Origin of the sequence: Flavobacterium rhizosphaerae, from assembly GCF_046000445.1 — a bacterium.
Classification (GTDB): Bacteria; Bacteroidota; Bacteroidia; order Flavobacteriales; family Flavobacteriaceae; genus Flavobacterium; species Flavobacterium rhizosphaerae.
Genome location: NZ_JBELPZ010000007.1, coordinates 149,185 through 169,459, shown reverse-complemented (window position 1 = coordinate 169,459; position 20,275 = coordinate 149,185). Strand labels below are relative to the sequence as shown.

At 42.0% G+C, this 20,275-nt stretch carries 11 protein-coding genes; all 11 read left to right on the top strand.

Annotated elements, in window-relative coordinates; all coding sequences use genetic code 11:
* Positions 1–2 precede the first annotated feature (2 nt).
* The 11 genes from ABS766_RS08940 (at position 3) to ABS766_RS08890 (ending at position 20,234) form a co-directional block, all read left to right on the top strand.
* The gene (locus ABS766_RS08940) at positions 3–1,172 is read left to right on the top strand and encodes an MFS transporter (RefSeq protein WP_408084796.1); all 1,170 of its coding nucleotides are present in this window, start codon (positions 3–5) and stop codon (positions 1,170–1,172) included.
* A 499-nt stretch (positions 1,173–1,671) separates the two neighbouring features.
* Entirely contained in the window at positions 1,672–2,724 is a 1,053-nt protein-coding gene (locus tag ABS766_RS08935; RefSeq protein WP_408084795.1) for a LacI family DNA-binding transcriptional regulator, read from the top strand.
* Between the two features lie 328 nt (positions 2,725–3,052).
* Complete coding sequence (locus ABS766_RS08930) at positions 3,053–6,076, top strand: SusC/RagA family TonB-linked outer membrane protein (protein WP_408084794.1); 3,024 nt, start codon at positions 3,053–3,055, stop codon at positions 6,074–6,076.
* Between the two features lie 11 nt (positions 6,077–6,087).
* Positions 6,088–7,707 carry a RagB/SusD family nutrient uptake outer membrane protein gene (locus ABS766_RS08925; protein ID WP_408084793.1) on the top strand — a complete coding sequence of 540 codons (1,620 nt, stop codon included), beginning with the start codon at positions 6,088–6,090 and terminating at the stop codon, positions 7,705–7,707.
* Positions 7,708–7,733: 26 nt separating this feature from the next.
* Entirely contained in the window at positions 7,734–8,861 is a 1,128-nt protein-coding gene (locus ABS766_RS08920) for a SusE domain-containing protein (RefSeq protein WP_408084792.1), read from the top strand.
* Between the two features lie 74 nt (positions 8,862–8,935).
* Complete coding sequence (locus ABS766_RS08915) at positions 8,936–10,102, top strand: glycoside hydrolase family 76 protein (protein ID WP_408084791.1); 1,167 nt, start codon at positions 8,936–8,938, stop codon at positions 10,100–10,102.
* Positions 10,103–10,163: 61 nt separating this feature from the next.
* Entirely contained in the window at positions 10,164–11,969 is a 1,806-nt protein-coding gene (locus ABS766_RS08910; RefSeq protein WP_408084789.1) for a glycoside hydrolase family 2 protein, read from the top strand.
* A 2-nt stretch (positions 11,970–11,971) separates the two neighbouring features.
* Positions 11,972–14,275: a GH92 family glycosyl hydrolase gene (locus ABS766_RS08905; protein ID WP_408084788.1), complete on the top strand. Its 2,304-nt coding sequence runs from the start codon at positions 11,972–11,974 to the stop codon at positions 14,273–14,275.
* 24 nt (positions 14,276–14,299) lie between these two features.
* A complete protein-coding gene (locus ABS766_RS08900) occupies positions 14,300–15,736 on the top strand; it encodes a glycoside hydrolase family 125 protein (RefSeq protein WP_408084787.1) in 1,437 nt (478 codons plus the stop codon).
* Positions 15,737–15,752: 16 nt separating this feature from the next.
* Entirely contained in the window at positions 15,753–17,921 is a 2,169-nt protein-coding gene (locus ABS766_RS08895) for a GH92 family glycosyl hydrolase (RefSeq protein WP_408084786.1), read from the top strand.
* A 144-nt stretch (positions 17,922–18,065) separates the two neighbouring features.
* On the top strand, positions 18,066–20,234 hold the full coding sequence (locus ABS766_RS08890; protein ID WP_408084785.1) for a TIM-barrel domain-containing protein: 2,169 nt from the start codon (positions 18,066–18,068) through the stop codon (positions 20,232–20,234).
* The last annotated feature ends 41 nt before the right edge of the window (positions 20,235–20,275 follow it).

Genomic DNA, 20,275 nt, shown 5'->3' with positions numbered 1-20,275 from the left:
TTATGCAAAAAAAACAATATTCTTCAGCGCTTTTTCCAATATTATTTGGCTTCTTTATCATGGGCTTTTGTGATTTGGTAGGTATATCGGTTACTTATGCCCAGCTGCAATTTAACTGGAGTGAAACCCAGGCCGGTTTTTTACCTTCAATGGTTTTTTTATGGTTCTTTATACTTTCTATTCCCGTAGCAATGGCAATGGATTCGATAGGGAGGAAGAAAATGGTATTGGCCGGTTTGCTTATAACGCTTATCGCTACGCTTATACCTATTATACAGTTTACAGAAGTTACGTGTTATATAACATTTGTGTTGTTGGGCATAGGTAACACTATATTGCAGGTAGCTCTTAACCCGTTACTTACTAATGTGGTTTCAGGCAGGCAGTTAACTAGCTTTATTACCCTTGGCCAGTTTGTAAAAGCCATATCATCATTTACGGGCCCACTTATTGTAGGTTATTTTTCGCTTAAGTATGGCTCTTGGGAAAAAAGCTTTTATGTGTATACCGCAGTTACGCTGCTATCTATGTTGTGGTTGCTGGCAACTAAGATAAATGAGGGAGCTAAAAGCAATAAAACTGCCAACATGGGCAAAACATTTAGTTTGCTTAAGGATAACAATACACTATTAGCTTTTGGTGGCATATTATGCATAGTGGGCCTTGATGTGGGCATGAATACTGTAACGCCAAAATTGCTTATCGAAAGGGCAGGACTTGCGGTAGAAGCTGCCACTTATGGCTCCAGCTACTATTTTGCAGCCCGCACTATAGGTACTGTACTGGGGGTTTTGTTACTGCGCAAAGTTTCTGAAATTATATTCTTTAAAGTAAATATGCTTGTGGTAGTACTGTCGTTAGCCATCTTACTATTTGTAAAACAGCAGGAATTAATTTTATTTTTTGTGTGTGTTACCGCGGTAGGCTCTTCCAGTATTTTTGCTGTAATATATACACTGGCCATAAAATCAAGGCCGTTACTGGTTAACGAAATATCGGGGCTTATGATAACCGGTGTTGCAGGTGGTGCCCTTTTACCACCACTTATGGGTTTTGCTACTGATGTTGCGGGGTCACTACAAGGCGCAGTGGCCGTTATATTATTTTGCGGCCTTTATTTATTGTATACATCGTTTAAGCTAAAAAATAATTTTAGTGAGGTAAGTGTGTAAAGTAATAGTTTTAAAGCATATATAGATGCGTAAACATGCCATCTTATTATTACGGAAATGAAGGCTCAAAGTGTATTGGATATTTAAGTCAGAATTACGCTAATCCCATTTAGACTAAAATTTTATCATGTTTTAATTTAGATAATTGCAATTGAGTCATTCTGTTCAATATGAGCAGGAATGTTATAGAAAATAGATAAAAAGATAAGCAGGGCAATTTTTGTCCTGCTTTTTGCTTTATAGATGACAGACAGGCTTCTATGCCCGCCATTTTACAGGATAAAAGTACCCTTATGGTTTTTTATGGCCTGAGGTATTTTATACCATCTGTGGTTATTTTTAGTTTAATATGTAAAATGAGTTGGTATATTTGCAGACAACCTTATTTATTATTAAAGCATATTTTATATGCACCACTACTAATTAACAAGATAGCGTTACAGGCTTATAAACCCTGACGGTTTATGCCCGCTAAAATTTCTATAATATTAACCATATAATGAAAAAGAAACGAGTTTCCTTAAAATCTATTGCCGAAGCACTCAATACTTCTTCAACCACCGTATCTTTTATTCTTAATGGCAAGGCAGAGGAAAAGCATATTTCTGCTAAACTCACAAAAAAGGTGCTGGATTATGTGGCAGAAATAAATTATCAGCCTAACCAGCTCGCTAAGAGCTTAAGGACAGGACGCTCTAATATTTTGGTTTTTATGGTAGAAGACATTTCAAATAGTTTCTTTTCCAGACTTGCCAGGGTAATTGAAGATATAGCCTATAAAAAAGGATATAAGGTTATTTTTTGTAGTAATGAAAATGATGATAACAAATCTATTGAGCTTATAAACCTTTTTAGCTTAAGACAAGTTGACGGATTTATAATTGTTCCATCTCCGGGTCTGTCACCTGTAATCAAAAAACTTGTTAATGAAAATATACCAGTTATACTTTTAGACAGGTATTTTGAGAATCTAGAGTGTAATATTGTGGTCATTAATAATAAGGAAGCATCATATGAAGCAACCATGCATTTAATTAAAAATGGCTATAAAAATATTCTATTTATTACTACAGATACCCAACAAACACAAATGATTGCAAGGCTGGATGGGTATAAGGAGGCCTTACAGGAGTACGGCTTAGTGCCACAGGTACTTTTTATTCCTTTTAAAGACACCCATACTGAAGAAAGCAAAGTGCTTATATTAAATTTTTTAAAAAATAGCCAACATAAAGACGCTCTGTTTTTTGCCACAAATTATCTTACTCTTAAGGCGCTTGAAGCCTTTAAGGAAAATGCGCCAGAGCTAACCGAAAAGCTTGGTATGGTAACTTTTGATGATAACGATTTTTTTAGTGTACTTACTCCTACAATTACTGCGGTATCTCAGCCGCTTTGGGAAATGGCCAATCAACTCATGAAACTTATGCTGCATCTGCTTAATTCTAAAGATGAAGTGCTTTTGCCCAAAAAAATTGTTCTTGATGCTGAACTTTTAGTCAGGAATTCTTCCATTTCAGTGGATAAGAATGAACATAACTACAACGATTGAATTTTTTAGCCAGTTTTTTTTCTTGTTATTATAAAAAAAACTTCTTTTTATTTTTCTATTCTCCATATTTCTTTGAATATTAAATAATATTTTTGTTAATTTTTGATTTTATACATATTAATTAACATTTATTTTATTATTATAAAAAAAACATTTTTTTTACTAAATCGATTTAGTAAATTTGTTTTTTGATAACAACCCAAACTATGTAACTTAACTAATACTAACTTAAATGAACTTAAAATTTATTCTACGAGCTGTCCCGCCGGGAAGCAATGTTAGCGAGTTTCGTTGCTTGCTGCTAAGGCCGGGTTTCATTTTCTTGTTGTTGTTACTTCTCAACTCAGGTAATGCATTTGCTTATTTTCAGGAGCCGGTAATTGTTACCGGTATTATTAAAGACACCTCCGGCGAAACCCTTCCGGGCGTATCGATTTTAGAAAAAGGCACTACTAATTCTGCCGTGTCAGATTTAGATGGTAATTTCACTATAAGGGTGGGGTCTTCTGAGTCTGTATTAGTCTTCTCTTATATAGGTATGACAACTATAGAGCGAAAAGCCGGCAATGGCACACCTATTAACGTGGTAATGGAAAACAGCGCTACCAGCCTTGAAGAAGTGGTGGTTGTAGGTTACGGTACGCAAAAGCGTACTAAAGTTATTGGTGCGATAGACCAAGTGAGAGACGAAGACTTTAAAGGTAGGGCGGTTGTTAATACCACCCAGGCGCTTCAGGGTAAATCGCCCAGCCTTACCATCCAGCAAACAAACTCTGAGCCGGGTGCGGGTTTAAATATTAATATAAGGGGTATTAGTACCTTGGGTAATAACAGTCCGCTTATTGTTATAGACGGTATTGTAGGTGGCGATATCAATGCGCTAAACCCTGCAGATATAGAGAGTGTATCTGTTTTAAAAGATGCTGGTAGTGCTGCTATCTACGGATCCAGAGCTAGTAATGGTGTAGTGCTGATAACTACGAAAAAAGGTAGTAAAGAAACACCTTTAACCGTACAATTAAACACACTTACGGGTTATAACGTACCATATTATTTTACAAAGCCGGTGCACGGATATGAAAATGCCATGCTACGCAATGAAGCTGCTTTTAACTCAGGCGAAAGCAATGCTGTTTTTACTGCAGACCAAATTGCAGCCTTTAAGGCTAAAGGCGATTCTGAATGGTTTGCTGAAGAAATTGTGCAGCCCGCACTACAGCAAAATCATAATATTACGGTATCTGGCGGTAGTGCAAATTCTACGTATTTAGTGTCTTTAGGATACCTTAACCAGCGCAGCAATTTTGTAGGCCCGTCAAAAGGTATGGAGCGCTATAACTATAGGGTAAACCTTACAAATGAGTATGGGAGGTTTAAACTAACCTCTATACTAACCTATTCTAAGCAAAAAATTACTGACCACTCATCAAGCACAGGTACGCTTATGGTTGATGCCTTTAGGGTTCCGTTATACTACGACCAGGTTGATGCAGACGGGAATTACCTAACCAATGATGTACTTCAGCAGTTTAACTCGCTGGGTATACTCGAAAAAGGAGGCTTTAGGAAGTATGATAATGATGATGTTTTTGGGTCTCTTAATGCTGAATTTAAAATTGCCGATTATTTAAAGTTTAAAACCGTATTTGGCGGCCGTGTGTGGAATAATTCACAATTTGCCAGGGTTAAAGAAGTAAGGTTTTTGCCGCAGGGTATTTATGGCGCCGACAGGAATACTAACGACGAAACCCGCAAGAGTCTTGACCTTAACACCCAGTTTCTACTGCAGTTTGACAAAGTTTTTGCAGACAAGCACACCGTAGGTGCGTTGATAGGCTATTCTAACGAAAATCACTCTGACAGGGGTATTGGTATATTTAAGCAATTTACCGACCCGGATCTGGGTACACCGGTAAGTGAAACCGTTATTGCCGAGAACTCTTATAACTCAAACGACAGTTCATCAAAAAACAGTCTAAACTCACTGTTTGGGCGTGTATCTTATGACTTTGATGACAAATATTTTGGAGAGTTTAGCTTCAGGTACGATGGTTCTTCAAAATTCCGCAAAGAAATTCGTTGGGGTTTCTTCCCATCGGCTACACTTGGATATAATATAGCCCGCGAAGACTTTATGCAGTCGTATTGGAATAAAGTGGGGAATATAAAATTAAGGGCCTCTTACGGTGTTTTGGGTAACCAGAACGTTGGTAACTTTCAGTACCAAACCACGTTCTTTACGTTTCAAAATGCTTACGGCTTTAACAATGAAGGTGTAAGCGGTACCGGCTACAATTTTGCAAACCAGGATTTGCAGTGGGAAAAAGCCGCCACGTTTAACGTGGGCCTTGACGCCGATTTTTTTAACGGTGCACTTTCTTTAACAGCCGATTATTTTAACAAAACAACATCAGATATACTTATACCACCTCAGGTTCCGGGTGTTTTTGGCACAGGTTTACCAGATTTTAACGCGGGTAAAGTAGGAAGCAAAGGATGGGAAGTAACTGCCACTTACAGGCACAACGGTAAGCTGTTTAATCACAGCCTTACGTTAACGCTGGGCGATGCCAGAAACGAAGTTCTTGACTTTAACAATGGGCAGGAACGTTTAACCAGTGTTGAAGAGCTTCAGGTGATACTGCGCGAAGGTCTTCCGTTTAACTCGTATGTAGGGTTAAAAAGAGATGGCTATTTTAACAGCTGGGAAGAAATTCAGGGGGCTGCCGTACCGGAAGGTATAAGCGTTTCTCCCGGAGATAATAGGTATGTAGATCTTAACAAGGATGGAGTTATTAACGATGCGGACAAGTTCATATTCGGTAACCCGTTTCCAAGGTACACGTTTGGTGCCACTTATAATTTAGGGTTTAAAAACTTCGACCTGAGTATATTTATACAGGGCGTAGGTAAGCGTACTATGATGATTAGAGGAGAGCTCGTAGAACCGTTTCACTACAATTATGGTATGACCATGTATACCCACCAGCTTGATTTCTGGACACCACAAAACCCTGATGCGGCATATCCGCGCCTGGCAAATAATGGTACACAGTCTAACACTAACAATTTCAGGAGGGGGTCAGATATGTATTTATACAACGGTGCTTATGCCCGTTTAAAAAACATTCAGTTGGGGTATTCATTACCTAAAAAATTACTGGAGAGTTTAGACATTGCCGGCTTGAGGATGTATGTATCAGGGCAAAACCTGCTAACAGTATCTAAAGTTAAGTTTGTAGACCCTGAACTGTCTGAGTTTAACAATAGTATGACCCCCTCAGGAGGAAACAGTGGCAGGGCTTATCCCTCATTAAAGTATTATGGCCTTGGTCTTGACGTTATGTTCTAAAAAAAATGAAAATGAAAAGAATAATAAAAAACTATGTAAAGATTGTTTCGCTGGGTCTGCTGCTGTTTGCGGCAAGCTGCGAAGAACTGGACCTTGCGCCGGAAAATGTGTTTACCGATGTTAATTACTGGACAAGCGTAAGCCGTGCACAAACAGTATTAAATACTGCTTATTCTCAAATGCAAAACAGCAATTACTTCTTTTATAACGAAGCGTTGTCAGACAATGCGTTTAACGGCCGTGGAGATATAGCAGGCGCAGCCTCTATAGCGGCAGGTACGTATGATCCTTCTTTACCCCGTTTTAAAGATGAATGGGGCAGCAGGTATGCCGGTATAAAAACATGTAACATTTTACTTGAAAATATAGACCGCATCCAGGATGCCGATGTTGCGCTTATAGAAAGGATGAAGGGAGAAGCCCGTTTTTTAAGGGCATTCCAACATTTTCAACTTACCACATGGTTTGGCGATGTACCGCTTGTGTCAAGCGATCCGTCGTTGGAAGAGGCACTTAACATTACCAGGACACCACACGCCGAAGTAGTAGAGTTTATATTGAACGAACTTGATGCCGCTGCTGCCGTTTTACCAACCAATGCAGAGTATGCCGCTGCCGATAAAGGCAGGATAACCTCCGGGGCTGCCATGGCGCTAAAGGCACGTGTGTTGCTATACGAAGGCAGATGGCAGGAAGTGGCAGATATTACTGAGCAACTTATGAATGGTGCGTTTGGTAACTACAGCCTGTTCCCTTCTTACGAGGGTGTTTTCCTACCTCAAAACGAGTACAGCAGCGAGGATATGTTGAGTATACAATATGTACCGCAGTTTAGGATGTGGGGCGAGTTTTTTGATATGGCGCCTATATCTGTAGGCGCGAGGCTTAATTCCCTTGCACCTACACAGGAACTGGTAGATAGCTATCTGATGCTTAACGGGCAGGCTATTGATGAAGCTGATTCAGGCTATAACGAAGATAACCCGTATACAAACAGGGACCCAAGGCTTACAGCCACTGTAGTATACCATAACTATCAGTGGACAAACCCTGACGGAAGTGTATCTACCATACTTATAGCGCCGGGGTCGGGCACTCCGGATGAGTATGTACAGGGTTCGTCGGCTTCGCCAACGGCGTATTACACCCGTAAATATTTCGACCCGCAACACCTTACATCGCTTCAGTCAGGTCTTAACCTTATGCTAATACGCTATGCAGATGTGCTTTTAATGCATGCTGAAGCCAAGCACGAGTTAGGCCAGTTTGATGCAGGGGTGTGGGACAATACTATCAGGCCCATAAGAATGCGTGCGGGCTTTACAGACAACGCGGCACTTTCGTTTGATACCGCTTTATCTCAGGCCGAAATACGCGAAACAATACGTAATGAGCGCCGTACAGAATTTGCTATGGAAGGCCTAAGGATATTTGATATCAGGAGGTGGGAAATTGCCGAAGACGTGCTTAACGGATGGGCGCATGGCGCACAGTTTGGCCTGCCATCTCAGGATGACGGATACATAAGGGCTAACCTGCGCAGATTTGATCCGGGTAAGCACTACCTGTGGCCTATACCGCGTGACGAGCGCTTGGTAAATAGTAACTTAACACAAAACCCCGGCTGGTAATCTATTTAAAAATTAAAATAAATCTTATGAAAACTATATATTCAAAATTATTGTTTCTATTTATGGCAGTTGTTGCCATAAGCTGCTCTGATGATGACCGAGTAAGCCACACTAAGGTATCTGCCGTGCAGGCATTATACCTGCCCGAAGACAACAGATTTTATGATCTTAGTGCGCCGGGCTCGGCTTTGTTTGAGTGGGAGGGCGCTAAGGCCGAAGATAATGGTGTAGTGTTGTATGATGTAGTATTTGACCGCGAGGGCGGAGATTTCTCTAACCCGGTATATGTGGTACCTGCCGATGGCAACGGGTTTCAAAAAAGCTTAAACCTTAGCTTTACAAGGTTAAACGCAATAGCAGGTATGGCCGGTATAGAGCCTGAAAATGTAGGCAAACTTATCTGGACGGTGCGCTCGTCTAAAGGTCTTAACTTTATGATGGCGGCGGTTTCACATACTATAGAGCTGCAACGCCCGGGAGGATTCCCTACGCCAGACCAATTGTATATTACAGGCACTGCATCTGAAGAGGGAGAAAATACAGCGATGGCCTTACCGTTTAAAAAAACAGGTGCGAGTACTTTTGAAATTTATACTAAACTTTCTGCCGGAGACTATAAATTTATTACCCGCATATCGGGCACGCCTGAAGAGTATTATATAGACAATACCGGTAAACTTAAGCAGGATGGCACTACTGCCTACAGTGATGGTGATAAAGTATACAGGATAAGGGTAGATTTTAGCGATGGTTCTACAAACATTACCGAAGTGCAAAATGTTCAGTTATGGTTTGCACCAAACGCTGAATATTTATTTGACTATACTTACGCGGGCCACGGCACGTGGGAGGCGTTGAACAAATATATAGAATTCAAACAGGAATCATGGGGTAGGGATGAGCGTTACAAATTCAAGTTCACTATGTCAGACGGCAGCACTAGCAGCGATGAATGGTTTGGCAGTGTAAATGTAGATAACAACAGGCCAGACGCAGATTCTCCTGAATCGTACTGGTACATGGTGCCAGTGACAAGCGACCAATGGAACAACACCTTTAAGTTTGCTTCGGATGTTGATTACAGCAATGTAAACGCCATGATTGACTTTAGCGGAGACTCTCAGGCCTACACGCACAGTTTTACAATTTTATAATTAATGATAACATGCCTTTGGGGTTTGGGTTTGGGTTGATTCCCTCAGGCATGTTTCTTTTTAAACAGATAGCTATGAAAACAATTTCAGCAATAAAAAGTACTTTACTGGCAGGCGCGGGCCTGTTAATAGCGGTATCATGTTCTGATGACCCAATACCTTTAACAAATCCTGATTTTTCGGAAGGAAATGAAAAAGTGTACACATGGTCAGAAACTGCAGATTCTTTACAGCAGGCCACATACAACACATTCCTAGGGTCTAACGGTACGTTTACCGAGAATAATTCGGGTAACCCTGCATTTCACTACTGGAGAAACGCACACATGCTTGATGTATTGTATGACGGTTACACCCGTACCGGCGACGAAAATTACCTGCCTAAAATGAAGGCTTTGTTAGAAGGTATTAAAATAAAGAACAACAATACCTACAATAATGTTTTTAACGATGATATGATATGGCTTGCCAATGCCTGCCTGCGTGCTTATAGCGCTACAAACGATCAGCAGTATAAAGATGTGGCACAAGAGCTTTGGACCATTATCAAGCAAAGCTGGAGCGATGACGTTTTTGGTGGTGGCATTACCTGGAAACAGGATACTCCATACCAAAAAAATGCGGTATCTAACGCGCCTGCGGCAATTATAGCGCTGCAACTGTATGAAATAGACGGAAACCCCGAAGACCTTGAGTGGGCTCAAAAAATTTATGACTGGCAAAAAAATACCTTGGTAGACCCTATAAGCGGTATAGTGTGGGATAACATCTCAATACAAAACGGTGTAGAAGTGGTTAATTCAAGTTGGGTATTTACCTATAATATGGGCACATGGATAGGCTTAAACCATATGATGTACGAGGCTACCGGGCAGGCAGGTTACCTTAACGAAGCCGTTAAAGCTGCACGCACGCTTATTACCAGCCCGCAGCTTACAACCGATGGCATACTTAAGGATGAAGGCCAGGGCGATGGAGGTTTGTTTAAAGGTATTCTTGTAAGATACTTTACACAACTTATCATGGAGCCTAACATCAACTCTACCGATAAGCAGGCGTTTGTAAACTTTTTCAGGTTTAATGCCACCACTGCATACAACAGGGGTATTTTAAGGCCGGCGATGCTGTTTGGCCCCAACTGGCGAAATGCTCCTTCTGGCAATGTAGATCTTTCTACTCAAATCAGTGGCGTTATGCTTATAGAGGCAGCCGCGATGCTGGACGAAGCAGGACATTTATAATTTTATAACCCGGTAATCTGCTCATACGATTACCGGGTGTTTTTATTTTAAATCATTTTCAATGAAGAATAAAGTTGCAATATTGTTATTGTTAATCAGCACAATAAGTTATGCACAATATGAGCCCGCAGGCGATAAGATAAAGACTAAGTGGGCCGAGTCTGTTAACGTTAATAATGTTCTGCCGGAATATCCCCGCCCTGTGATGGAACGCAGCCAGTGGAAAAACCTTAACGGATTGTGGAATTATGCTATACAGGAAGTCGGCCTGGCCACACCCTTAAAATATGACGGTAAGATACTTGTGCCTTTTGCGGCAGAGTCAAGCCTCTCAGGGGTTATGAAAGAGGTAGGCGCTGCAAACGAGCTGTGGTATGAAACTAACTTTACCGTAGATAATACCTGGAAAGGAAAAGACATCATGCTCCATTTTGGAGCGGTAGACTGGAAAGCAGATGTATATATAAACGATGTAAAGGTGGGTTCGCACTCTGGTGGGTATTCGCCATTTTCATTCAACATTACCTCATTTATTACAGGCAAAAACCAAAAGCTGGTAGTTAAAGTATGGGATCCAACTAATGACGGCCCGCAGCCAAGAGGCAAGCAGGTAAAAAAACCTGAAGGCATATGGTACACACCTGTTACAGGCATCTGGCAAACTGTGTGGCTGGAACCCGTAAACAAAAAATATATTAAGGCTGTAAGGCCAACGGCCGACATTGACCGTAACACAATAAGTATTGCAACGCAAACAGAAGGTACATCTGCCGGAGATGTCATAGAAGTAACCGTAATGCAGGACAACAAGCCTGTTGCGTCGGGTAAGGCTGTAGCCGGCCAGGCAGTAGACATTGTGCTGAAAAATCCAAAACTATGGTCACCGGAAAGCCCATACTTGTATGATATAAAAGTTAAGCTGCTTTCATCAGGAAAAGCGGTAGATGAGGTTAAAAGTTATTTTGCAATGCGCAAAATTTCTACAAAAAGAGATGAGCAGGGCATTGTAAGGATGCAGCTTAACAACAAAGATTATTTTCATTTTGGCCCGTTAGACCAGGGCTGGTGGCCCGATGGCCTGTACACTGCTCCGTCTGACGAAGCCCTGAAATACGATATTGTTAAAACTAAAGAATTAGGTTTTAACATGATACGCAAGCACGTTAAAGTAGAGCCGCAACGCTGGTACACCCATTGCGACAGGATGGGTATACTGGTATGGCAGGATATGCCAAGTGGCGATGACAACCCTATATGGCAAATGCACAAGTATTTTGATGGTAACGAGCTTAAAAGAACCGCGGAATCTGAAGCGATTTACAGAAAGGAGTGGAAAGAAATTTTAGACAACCTGTATCCGTATCCATGTATTGCGGTATGGGTACCGTTTAATGAGGCATGGGGACAGTTTAAAACAGTTGAAATAGCGGAGTGGACAAAAAATTATGACCCTACCCGGCTTGTAAACTCAGCAAGCGGGGGCAACCATTTTCAAACCGCTGATATACTGGACATACACCACTATCCGGACCCAAAAATGCCATTATATGACGCAAGGCGCGTAACGGTGCTGGGCGAATATGGCGGAATAGGCCTTCCGGTAGAAGGTCACCTATGGCAAACTGACCGAAACTGGGGGTATACCCAATTTAAAAATACTACCGAGACTACCGACCTTTATGTAAAATATGCCGAAGAACTTAAAAAACTCGCCAAAGCTGGTTTTTCTGCTGCAGTTTATACCCAGACTACAGATGTTGAAGGCGAAGTAAATGGCTTTATGACCTACGACCGTAAGGTAGATAAAATGGATTTCCAGCGGGTAAATAAAGTAAACAAAGAGGTTATTAACAGTATAAGCGAATAATTTTGAGAAAAATAATTGTGTTATTTTTTTTCATCTTGGTGCCTGTTACAACGGTATTTGCACAGCAGGCAGATCTTGTAAAGGCTGCCGATGCCAGGACACCGGTAGACTGGGTAAACCCGTTAATGGGTACCGACTCCCGGCATGAATTAAGCAATGGCAATGTGTATCCGGCAATAGCACGCCCCTGGGGGATGAATTTTTGGACACCGCAAACCGGTAAAATGGGCGATGGCTGGGCCTATACCTATGCCTCTAACCAGATAAAAGGGTTTAAGCAAACGCACCAGCCATCACCATGGATGAATGATTACGGGCAATTTTCAATCATGCCGATAACGGGTAGCCGAAAGTTTAAGGAAGACGAAAGACAAAGCTGGTTTTCTCATAAAGCGGAAGAAGTAACACCCTACTACTACAAGGTATACTTGGCAGAGCATAACGTTACCACCGAAATTACACCTACCGAAAGGGCCGCCCGTTTCAGGTTTACATTTCCTGAAACAGACCAGGCGTATGTGGTAATAGATGCGTTTGATAACGGATCATATATAAAAATAATTCCCGGTGAAAATAAAATTATAGGCTATAGTACAAAGAATAGTGGAGGGGTACCTGCTAACTTTAAAAATTACTTTGTAATTGTTTTTGATAAACCCTTTACGTCCACGGCCACCTTTAACGGAGACAATTTGGGCGACCAGCCCGAAGTTACCGGTAACCATACCGGCGCTGTTATAGGCTTTAAAACTAAAGCAGGCGAAAAGGTTAATGCAATAGTAGCGTCATCTTTTATCAGTCAGGAGCAGGCTGAACGTAACCTTAAAGAAGTTAAAGCACTAAGCTTTGATAATGTAAAACAGCAAGGGAAAGACGCCTGGAATGATAACCTTAGTCGGATTGTTCCGGTAGGGGGCACTGCTGTGCAAAACACTACTTTTTATTCGTGCCTGTATCGCTCGCTGCTGTTTCCGCGTATGTTTTATGAGTACGATGAGAATGGCAATGCAGTACACTATAGCCCGTATAATGGCAAAGTTTTACCTGGCTATATGTATACAGATACAGGCTTTTGGGATACCTTCAGGTCATTGTTCCCATTGCTTAACCTTATATATCCTGAAGTGAATGCAAAAATGCAGGAAGGGCTGGTTAACGCCTACAAAGAGAGCGACTGGCTTCCCGAATGGGCAAGCCCCGGTTTACGGGATATCATGATAGGGAATAACTCTGCTTCTATAGTATCTGATGCTTACCTTAAGCTTGGTGGCAAGGCAGGCTATGATATCAACACGTTATATGAGGCGGTACTGCATGGCGCAAACAATGCCGGGCCGCTTAAGGCAGTAGGCAGGGTAGGTGTAAACGAATACAACAAGCTGGGCTATGTGCCATATGATGTGGTAAACGAGAGCGCTGCGCGTACATTAGAGTATGCTTATGATGACTTTGCCATCTATCAGCTTGCAAAAGCGCTCAAACGTCCTAAAAAAGAAATCGAACTTTATAAAAAACGCAGCCTTAATTACAAAAACATTTTCGACCCGCAACATAACCTGATGAGGGGAAAAATGTCGTCAGGTAAATTTATGGAACCGTTTGACCCTATACGTTGGGGCGAAGGTTTTACCGAGGGCAACAGCTGGCATTACACTTGGTCTGTTTTTCATGATGTGCAGGGCCTTATCAACCTTATGGGTGGTAAGGAAGTATTTGCAAGGCAGCTGGACAGCGTGTTTAAAATGCCACCGGTGTTCAACAACAGCTTTAACGGCGGCTTTATTCATGAAATGAGGGAAATGCAGGTTGCAAATATGGGCCAATATGCCCACGGCAACCAGCCCATACAACACATGATTTACCTATATAACCACGCAGGCAAACCCTGGCAGGCGCAATATTGGGTAAGGGAATCGCTTAACAGGCTGTACAACCCGGGTGCCGACGGTTATTGCGGAGACGAAGATAACGGGCAAACCTCGGCATGGTATGTTTTTTCGGCTATGGGCTTTTACCCCGTTACCCCGGCAACAAATCAGTATGTTATGGGAGCGCCCCTGTTTAAAAAGGTTACGTTAAAGCTGCACAATGGTAAGCAGGTAATCATTAATGCCCCGGATAACAGCGATGCTAACCGTTATATAAAATCGGCTGCCTTAAACGGTAAACCCTATACTAAGCTTTGGCTAAGCCATGACGACCTTACTAATGGTGCGGTAATTGATTTAAAAATGACCGACACACCCGATACCACCAGGGAAATAAAGATAGAAGATTTACCCTACTCACTCACAAACGAAAAATAGCTTAAGCATAAACTTGTAATAATAATGGAAAGAAGAAAGTTTTTAGAAAATACAGCATTACTAAGTAGCCTTACACTGATAAATCCTTCAGAATTGTTTTCGGCTACGCCCGGCATGGCGATAAAAGATTTTCCAGTGGTAAGAACCCCTAAAAATAAACGGAATTTTGAAAGTATGCTGGTTGAAAAGACCATAGAAGAGTTTCAAAAAAATGTAAAAGACAAAGAACTGGCTTGGCTGTTTAATAACTGTTTTCCTAATACGCTGGATACCACAGTAACCTATTCTGATAAAAACGGTAAGCCTGATACCTATGTAATAACGGGCGATATTGATGCGATGTGGTTACGCGACAGCTCTGCGCAGGTATGGCCTTACATGGCCTTTGCTGGCAAGGATAAAAAACTTAAAAACCTTATTGCAGGCGTTATAAACAGGCAAACAGAGTATGTGCTAAAAGACCCATATGCAAATGCATTTTATAACGACCCGCAAAAAAAAGGCGAGTGGTCAACAGACCATACTGATATGAAGCCCGGCGTTCACGAGCGTAAATATGAAATAGATTCACTTTGCTACCCTATAAGGCTGGCCTACAACTACTGGAAAAATACTGGCGACACCACTCCATTTGATGCTAACTGGGTAAAAGCCATTAAAACAACCTTGCAGGTATTTAAAAGCCAGCAGGAAAAAACAGGAAAAAACCCGTACTCGTTTCAAAGGACAACACAGTTTGCAACAGATACCAGGCCGCTTAAAGGCTACGGCTATCCGGTAAACCCGGTGGGGCTGGTGTGTTCTGCATTCAGGCCGAGTGATGATGCTACCGTGTTTTCGTTTCTCATACCGTCAAACTTCTTTCTCGTAGTGAGCATGAAGCAGGCGGCAGAAATGATGCGTACTATCAAAAAAGATGAAGCTACCGCAAAAGAACTGGAAGCCTTAAGTGCAGAGGTAGATGCAGCGATAAAAAAATACGGCATTGTTAACCATAAAAAATATGGCGATATCTATGCGTTTGAAGTAGATGGTTTTGGTAACCACCTGCTAATGGACGATGCAAATGTGCCAAGCCTGTTGGCATTGCCTTACCTTAATGCTATAGATGTTAACGATACCATTTACCAGAATACAAGAAAGTTTATACTTTCTACCGATAACCCGTTTTTCTTTAAAGGAAAGGTTGCCGAAGGCATAGGAGGCCCCCACGTAGGTATGGACATGATTTGGCCGATGGCTATCATAATGAGGGCTATGACCAGCAATAATAATGATGAGATTAAAGACTGTATAAAAATGCTAAAAGCCAGCCATGGCGATACTGGCTTTATGCACGAGTCTTTTCATAAAGACGATGCTAAAAACTTTACCAGGGCGTGGTTTGCGTGGACAAACACACTGTTTGGAGAGTTGCTGTGGAATACCTATAAAAAAAATCCATTGTTGTTAGCATCTTAAATTTAATACTATTATTATGAATTATTTTAAAAGCAGGATACATTTTGCCCTTATGGGATTATGCCTTTCTGCGGGAATTATGATGCCGGCGGCAGCCCAAACTACTAAAAAGCTTACCACGCTGGTAAACCCTTTTATAGGTACAGCACCCCTATTAGATACTAAAATTATAGGGTATACCCCGCCAGCCGATATGCGTGTGTGGGCAGGGTTGGTGTTTCCGGGTTCATCTGTGCCTAATGCTATGGTACAGCTCAGCCCCATGACAAAGTACGGCTCCGGCGCAGGCTACGAGTATGAAATGAAGGAAATAGTAAGCTTTACGCATACTAATAAAGGGCATTGGAATTTATGTCACATCCCGGTACTTCCGGTTCCTGCCGACGCATCTTATCCGTTTAAGTCGGAATTTAACCATGATAACGAAAAAGCAAGCCCGGCGTACTATCAGGTATACCTTCAAAGTTATGATGTTCAGGTAAGGCTTACTTCCACGCTCAGGTGTGGTATACACGAATATACCTTTAAAAACAATAAAGGGCGCAGGATACTTTTTGACCTTGGGAAAGCCAATAACCATGTTAACGACTGGCAGATACAACAGGTGGGTAAAGACGGTATTAGCGGCTACCAAAGGACAGGTGGAGAAAAAGTATATTTTTATGCAACAGTAAGCACTGATATTCAGGATATCGAAAGCGTGAAGGCGGGTAAAAGCGATGGCTATGCCCTGGTGTCTGTAAAAGATGGCGCGGGCCCGGTAACCTTAAAAATAGGCTTGTCTTTTGTGAGTGTTGAAAACGCTGCCGAAAACCTTAAGGCTGAAGCCGCCGGTAAAAGCTTTGATGAAATTAAAGCGCAGGGCGATTCAGAGTGGGAAACCCTTTTAGACAAAATTAAAGTACAGGGCGGTACCGAAGCACAGAATAAAATGTTTTACAGCATGCTTTACAGGTCGTTTTTATGGCCTGCCTTGAGGAGTGACGTTAACGGAGAGTTTACGGATGATGCCGGCAAAACAAGAAAAGAAAATTACAGGTACTATACCTTGCCTTCACTTTGGGACGATTACAGGAACAAGCTGGTGCTGCTGAGCATTTTTTCGCCGGAGGTAACTAATGATGTGATCAATTCGATGATAAACAAAGGCGAGATTAAAGGCTTTATGCCAACTTTTTTCCACGGAGACCACGCGGCGTCTTTTATCGCCGGTTCTTATGCCCGCGGTATACGGAATTATGATGTAAAGAAAGCCTACGAACTTTTAATCAATAATGCCTATATAGAGGGGGGAACGCGCCCTTTTATAGCCGAGTATATCAAAAAAGGCTATATATCCGACCCGGACATTAAAAATCCGAACGTAGAAAGCAAAGGAAAGGCCGGCGTTACAAAAACGCTGGAATATGCTTATGACGACTATGCACTTTCACTATTAGCAAAAGAAATGAAGGATGGAGAGCATTATAAAGATCTTTCTAAACGCTCAAAAAATTATGCAAATGTATTCGACAAGTCGACAAATTTTATGAGAGGAAGGCTTGAAGATGGCAGCTGGATAACACCGTTTAACCCGGAATATCCGTATTATGAGTATATGTACCGTGAGGCAAATGCATGGAATGTGTCGTTTTATGTGCCACAGGATATGGAAGGGCTGGTAAAGCTGTACGGGGGTGAAAAGCCCTTTGAACAAAAGCTCGATACGTTTTTTACCAAACCGTGGAATCCTGAATACATTGCCTGGAATATTTCCGGTTTTATAGGCCAGTACTGCCATGGCAACCAACCGGCACACGAGTCGCCTTTTTCATATCACTTTGTGGGTAAGCCCGAAAAATCTCAAAAAATTATTGATGAAGTTTTGGCTACAATGTATGGCATAGGTCCTGAAGGGCTGGCAATGAGCGGTATGGATGATGCAGGCGAAATGTCATCATGGTATGTGTGGGCTTCCCTGGGGCTTTACCCGTTGTCACCGGCTGATACTGAGTACATAGTAACTGTTTCTGTATTTGACAAGGTAGAATGGACTACCGGACAGGGCAAAAAGTTTACGATTACAAACAGTGGAAAAACCCGCAATTTAAAGGAGATATTCCTTAACGGAAAAAAAGTAAATGGGTATTTTATTCCGCACACACTTTTTTCTGAAGGCGGTACACTGGAAGTTAAAACAAAATGAAAATTTGGGTTATTTTTTTATAATTGGGTTTGAAGTACCTGGTGTTACAGCCAGGTACTTTTAAACTTTAAAGAATCCATTTAACCTTAACGGCGCAATATACACGATTAGCTCGGGTATGTTGGCCAATAAAAAGTGATAAATATGAAATTTAAAAACAGTATTGCTTTTGTTATAACGGCAGTTACCGTGCTGAGCGGAACTGCCCAAAAAGCGGTTACCATACAAAGTAAAACACTGGTAGGAGACAATATAGTAATGTTTGTACCTACAGGTTTCGACAAAAATAAAACGCCTTCGCTTATTTTAGAAAATGAGCCTGTAGTTAAAGGAACTATGCCTTCATCATGGACGCTGGTGCCCGAAATTTCGTTTGAAAATAATAAGGCAAGCGCCCGTTTAAGCTTAAATGGAGAAATAAGCTTATATGGTGGGGGGGAGGTTACTGGTCCACTGTTGCGAAATGGCCAGTCTATCAAGTTATGGAATACGGATACCGGCGCTTACAGCGTTGAGGGTGGTAAGCGCCTGTACCAGAGCCACCCGTGGGTGATGGGGGTACGAAAGGATGGTACCTCCTTTGGAGTATTATTTGATACATCCTGGAAGGCTGAGCTTCATACAAATTCTGATGCCATTATATTTAATACCGAGGGAGCATTATTTCGTATTTTTATTATAGACCGCGCGTCTCCACAGGAGGTTTTAAAGGGATTGGCAGAACTTACCGGGACTATGAAAATGCCCGCCAGGTGGACATTGGGGTACCACCAGTGCCGCTTTTCTTACGACAGCGAAACACGGGTAAAGGAGATAGCTGACACATTTAGGGCAAAGAAATTGCCGTGCGACGTTATCTGGATGGACATTGACTATATGGACGGTTACAAAGTATTTACCTTTGATAAAAAAAGATTTCCCAATCCTACAAAACTCAACAGCTATTTGCATGACAAAGGGTTTAAGGCGGTGTATATGATAGATCCCGGTGTAAAGGCCGATACTACCTACAGTGTTTATCAGTCCGGTTCAAAAAATGATGTTTGGGTAAAAAGAAGCAATGGCAAAGAATATCAGGGACAGGTATGGCCGGGCTATTGCGCTTTTCCTGACTATTCGATGCCCAGAACGAGGGAGTGGTGGGCAGGCCTGTACAAAAATTTTCTTGCTACCGGTATAGATGGCGTGTGGAATGATGTAAACGAACCCGCTGTTTTTGAAAGTGATATACCTGAAAGTGAGCGGCTGGGTACCATGCCGTCTGACAATGTGCACAGGGGAGGGGGTAACTTGCCTGAGGGACCGCACCTGCTCTACCATAACGCCTACGGCAGGCTAATGGTAGAAGCATCTTATAATGGCATAACCGCAGCAAACCCTAACAAAAGGCCGTTTTTGCTTACGCGTTCTAATTTATTAGGGGGGCATCGCTATGCCGCCACCTGGACAGGAGATAACTATGCAAGTTGGGAACATTTAAAACTCTCGGTTCCCATGTCTATTACGCTGGGGCTTTCCGGGCAGCCTTTTAACGGGCCGGATATTGGCGGGTTTTTAGGAAACACTAGTGGCGAGTTGTGGGCTAACTGGATTAGTTTTGGTGTATTTATGCCATTTGCCCGGGGCCATGCCTGCGCGGGTACAAACAATAAGGAGCCCTGGGCTTACGGCCCTGAAATAGAGGTGTCGTCGCGCATTGCCTTAGAGCGCCGTTACCGCCTGCTGCCTTATTTGTATACAAGTTTTTACAAATCGAGCACCACAGGCTTACCGGTTATGGCTCCTGTGTTTTTTGCCGACACTAAAGATGCACGCCTTAGGGCAGAAGAGCAGGTGTTTCTTGTAGGCGAAAACCTTTTGGTAATCCCTGCTTTTGCTAAAAATCCAAACCTTCCTGCCGGCATATGGGAAAAATTCAGCCTTATTGATGGTGATTTGGAAGATAAGTACCAGGCTACTATTAAAGTAAAAGGCGGCAGCATACTCCCGTTAGGCAACGTGATACAGAATACTAATGAAAACTCTTTTGATACGCTAACGTTATTAGTGTGCTTAGACAAGGATGGTAAAGCAGCCGGGCAACTGTATATTGACGGGTATGATGGTTTAGAGTATAAAAAAGGAGATTACGGCCTTCTTAACTTTGTTGCGCAAACTAAAGGTAAAAAAGTAATCATCAAGCTTAAAGACAAGTCCGGAAAAAGAGACAGCAGCAAGGAAATTAATAAAATAAATGCGAGAGTTTTAATTAACGGCAAAGAATATAATGCGACAGGTACTTTAAAAGACGGTGTAACTGTTTCATTAATTTAAGCTGTTCTGTTTTTATGGTGGTGGTATGGGGATTGAAAATG

What these genes read in the sequence shown, in the direction of transcription:
- ABS766_RS08900 (WP_408084787.1), top strand. Translation starts at nt 14,300, where the DNA reads ATGGAAAGAAGAAAGTTTTTAGAAAATACAGCATTACTAAGTAGCCTT.
- ABS766_RS08910 (WP_408084789.1), top strand. Translation starts at nt 10,164, where the DNA reads ATGAAGAATAAAGTTGCAATATTGTTATTGTTAATCAGCACAATAAGT.
- ABS766_RS08890 (WP_408084785.1), top strand. Translation starts at nt 18,066, where the DNA reads ATGAAATTTAAAAACAGTATTGCTTTTGTTATAACGGCAGTTACCGTG.
- ABS766_RS08940 (WP_408084796.1), top strand. Translation starts at nt 3, where the DNA reads ATGCAAAAAAAACAATATTCTTCAGCGCTTTTTCCAATATTATTTGGC.
- ABS766_RS08935 (WP_408084795.1), top strand. Translation starts at nt 1,672, where the DNA reads ATGAAAAAGAAACGAGTTTCCTTAAAATCTATTGCCGAAGCACTCAAT.
- ABS766_RS08925 (WP_408084793.1), top strand. Translation starts at nt 6,088, where the DNA reads ATGAAAAGAATAATAAAAAACTATGTAAAGATTGTTTCGCTGGGTCTG.
- ABS766_RS08920 (WP_408084792.1), top strand. Translation starts at nt 7,734, where the DNA reads ATGAAAACTATATATTCAAAATTATTGTTTCTATTTATGGCAGTTGTT.
- ABS766_RS08895 (WP_408084786.1), top strand. Translation starts at nt 15,753, where the DNA reads ATGAATTATTTTAAAAGCAGGATACATTTTGCCCTTATGGGATTATGC.
- ABS766_RS08915 (WP_408084791.1), top strand. Translation starts at nt 8,936, where the DNA reads ATGAAAACAATTTCAGCAATAAAAAGTACTTTACTGGCAGGCGCGGGC.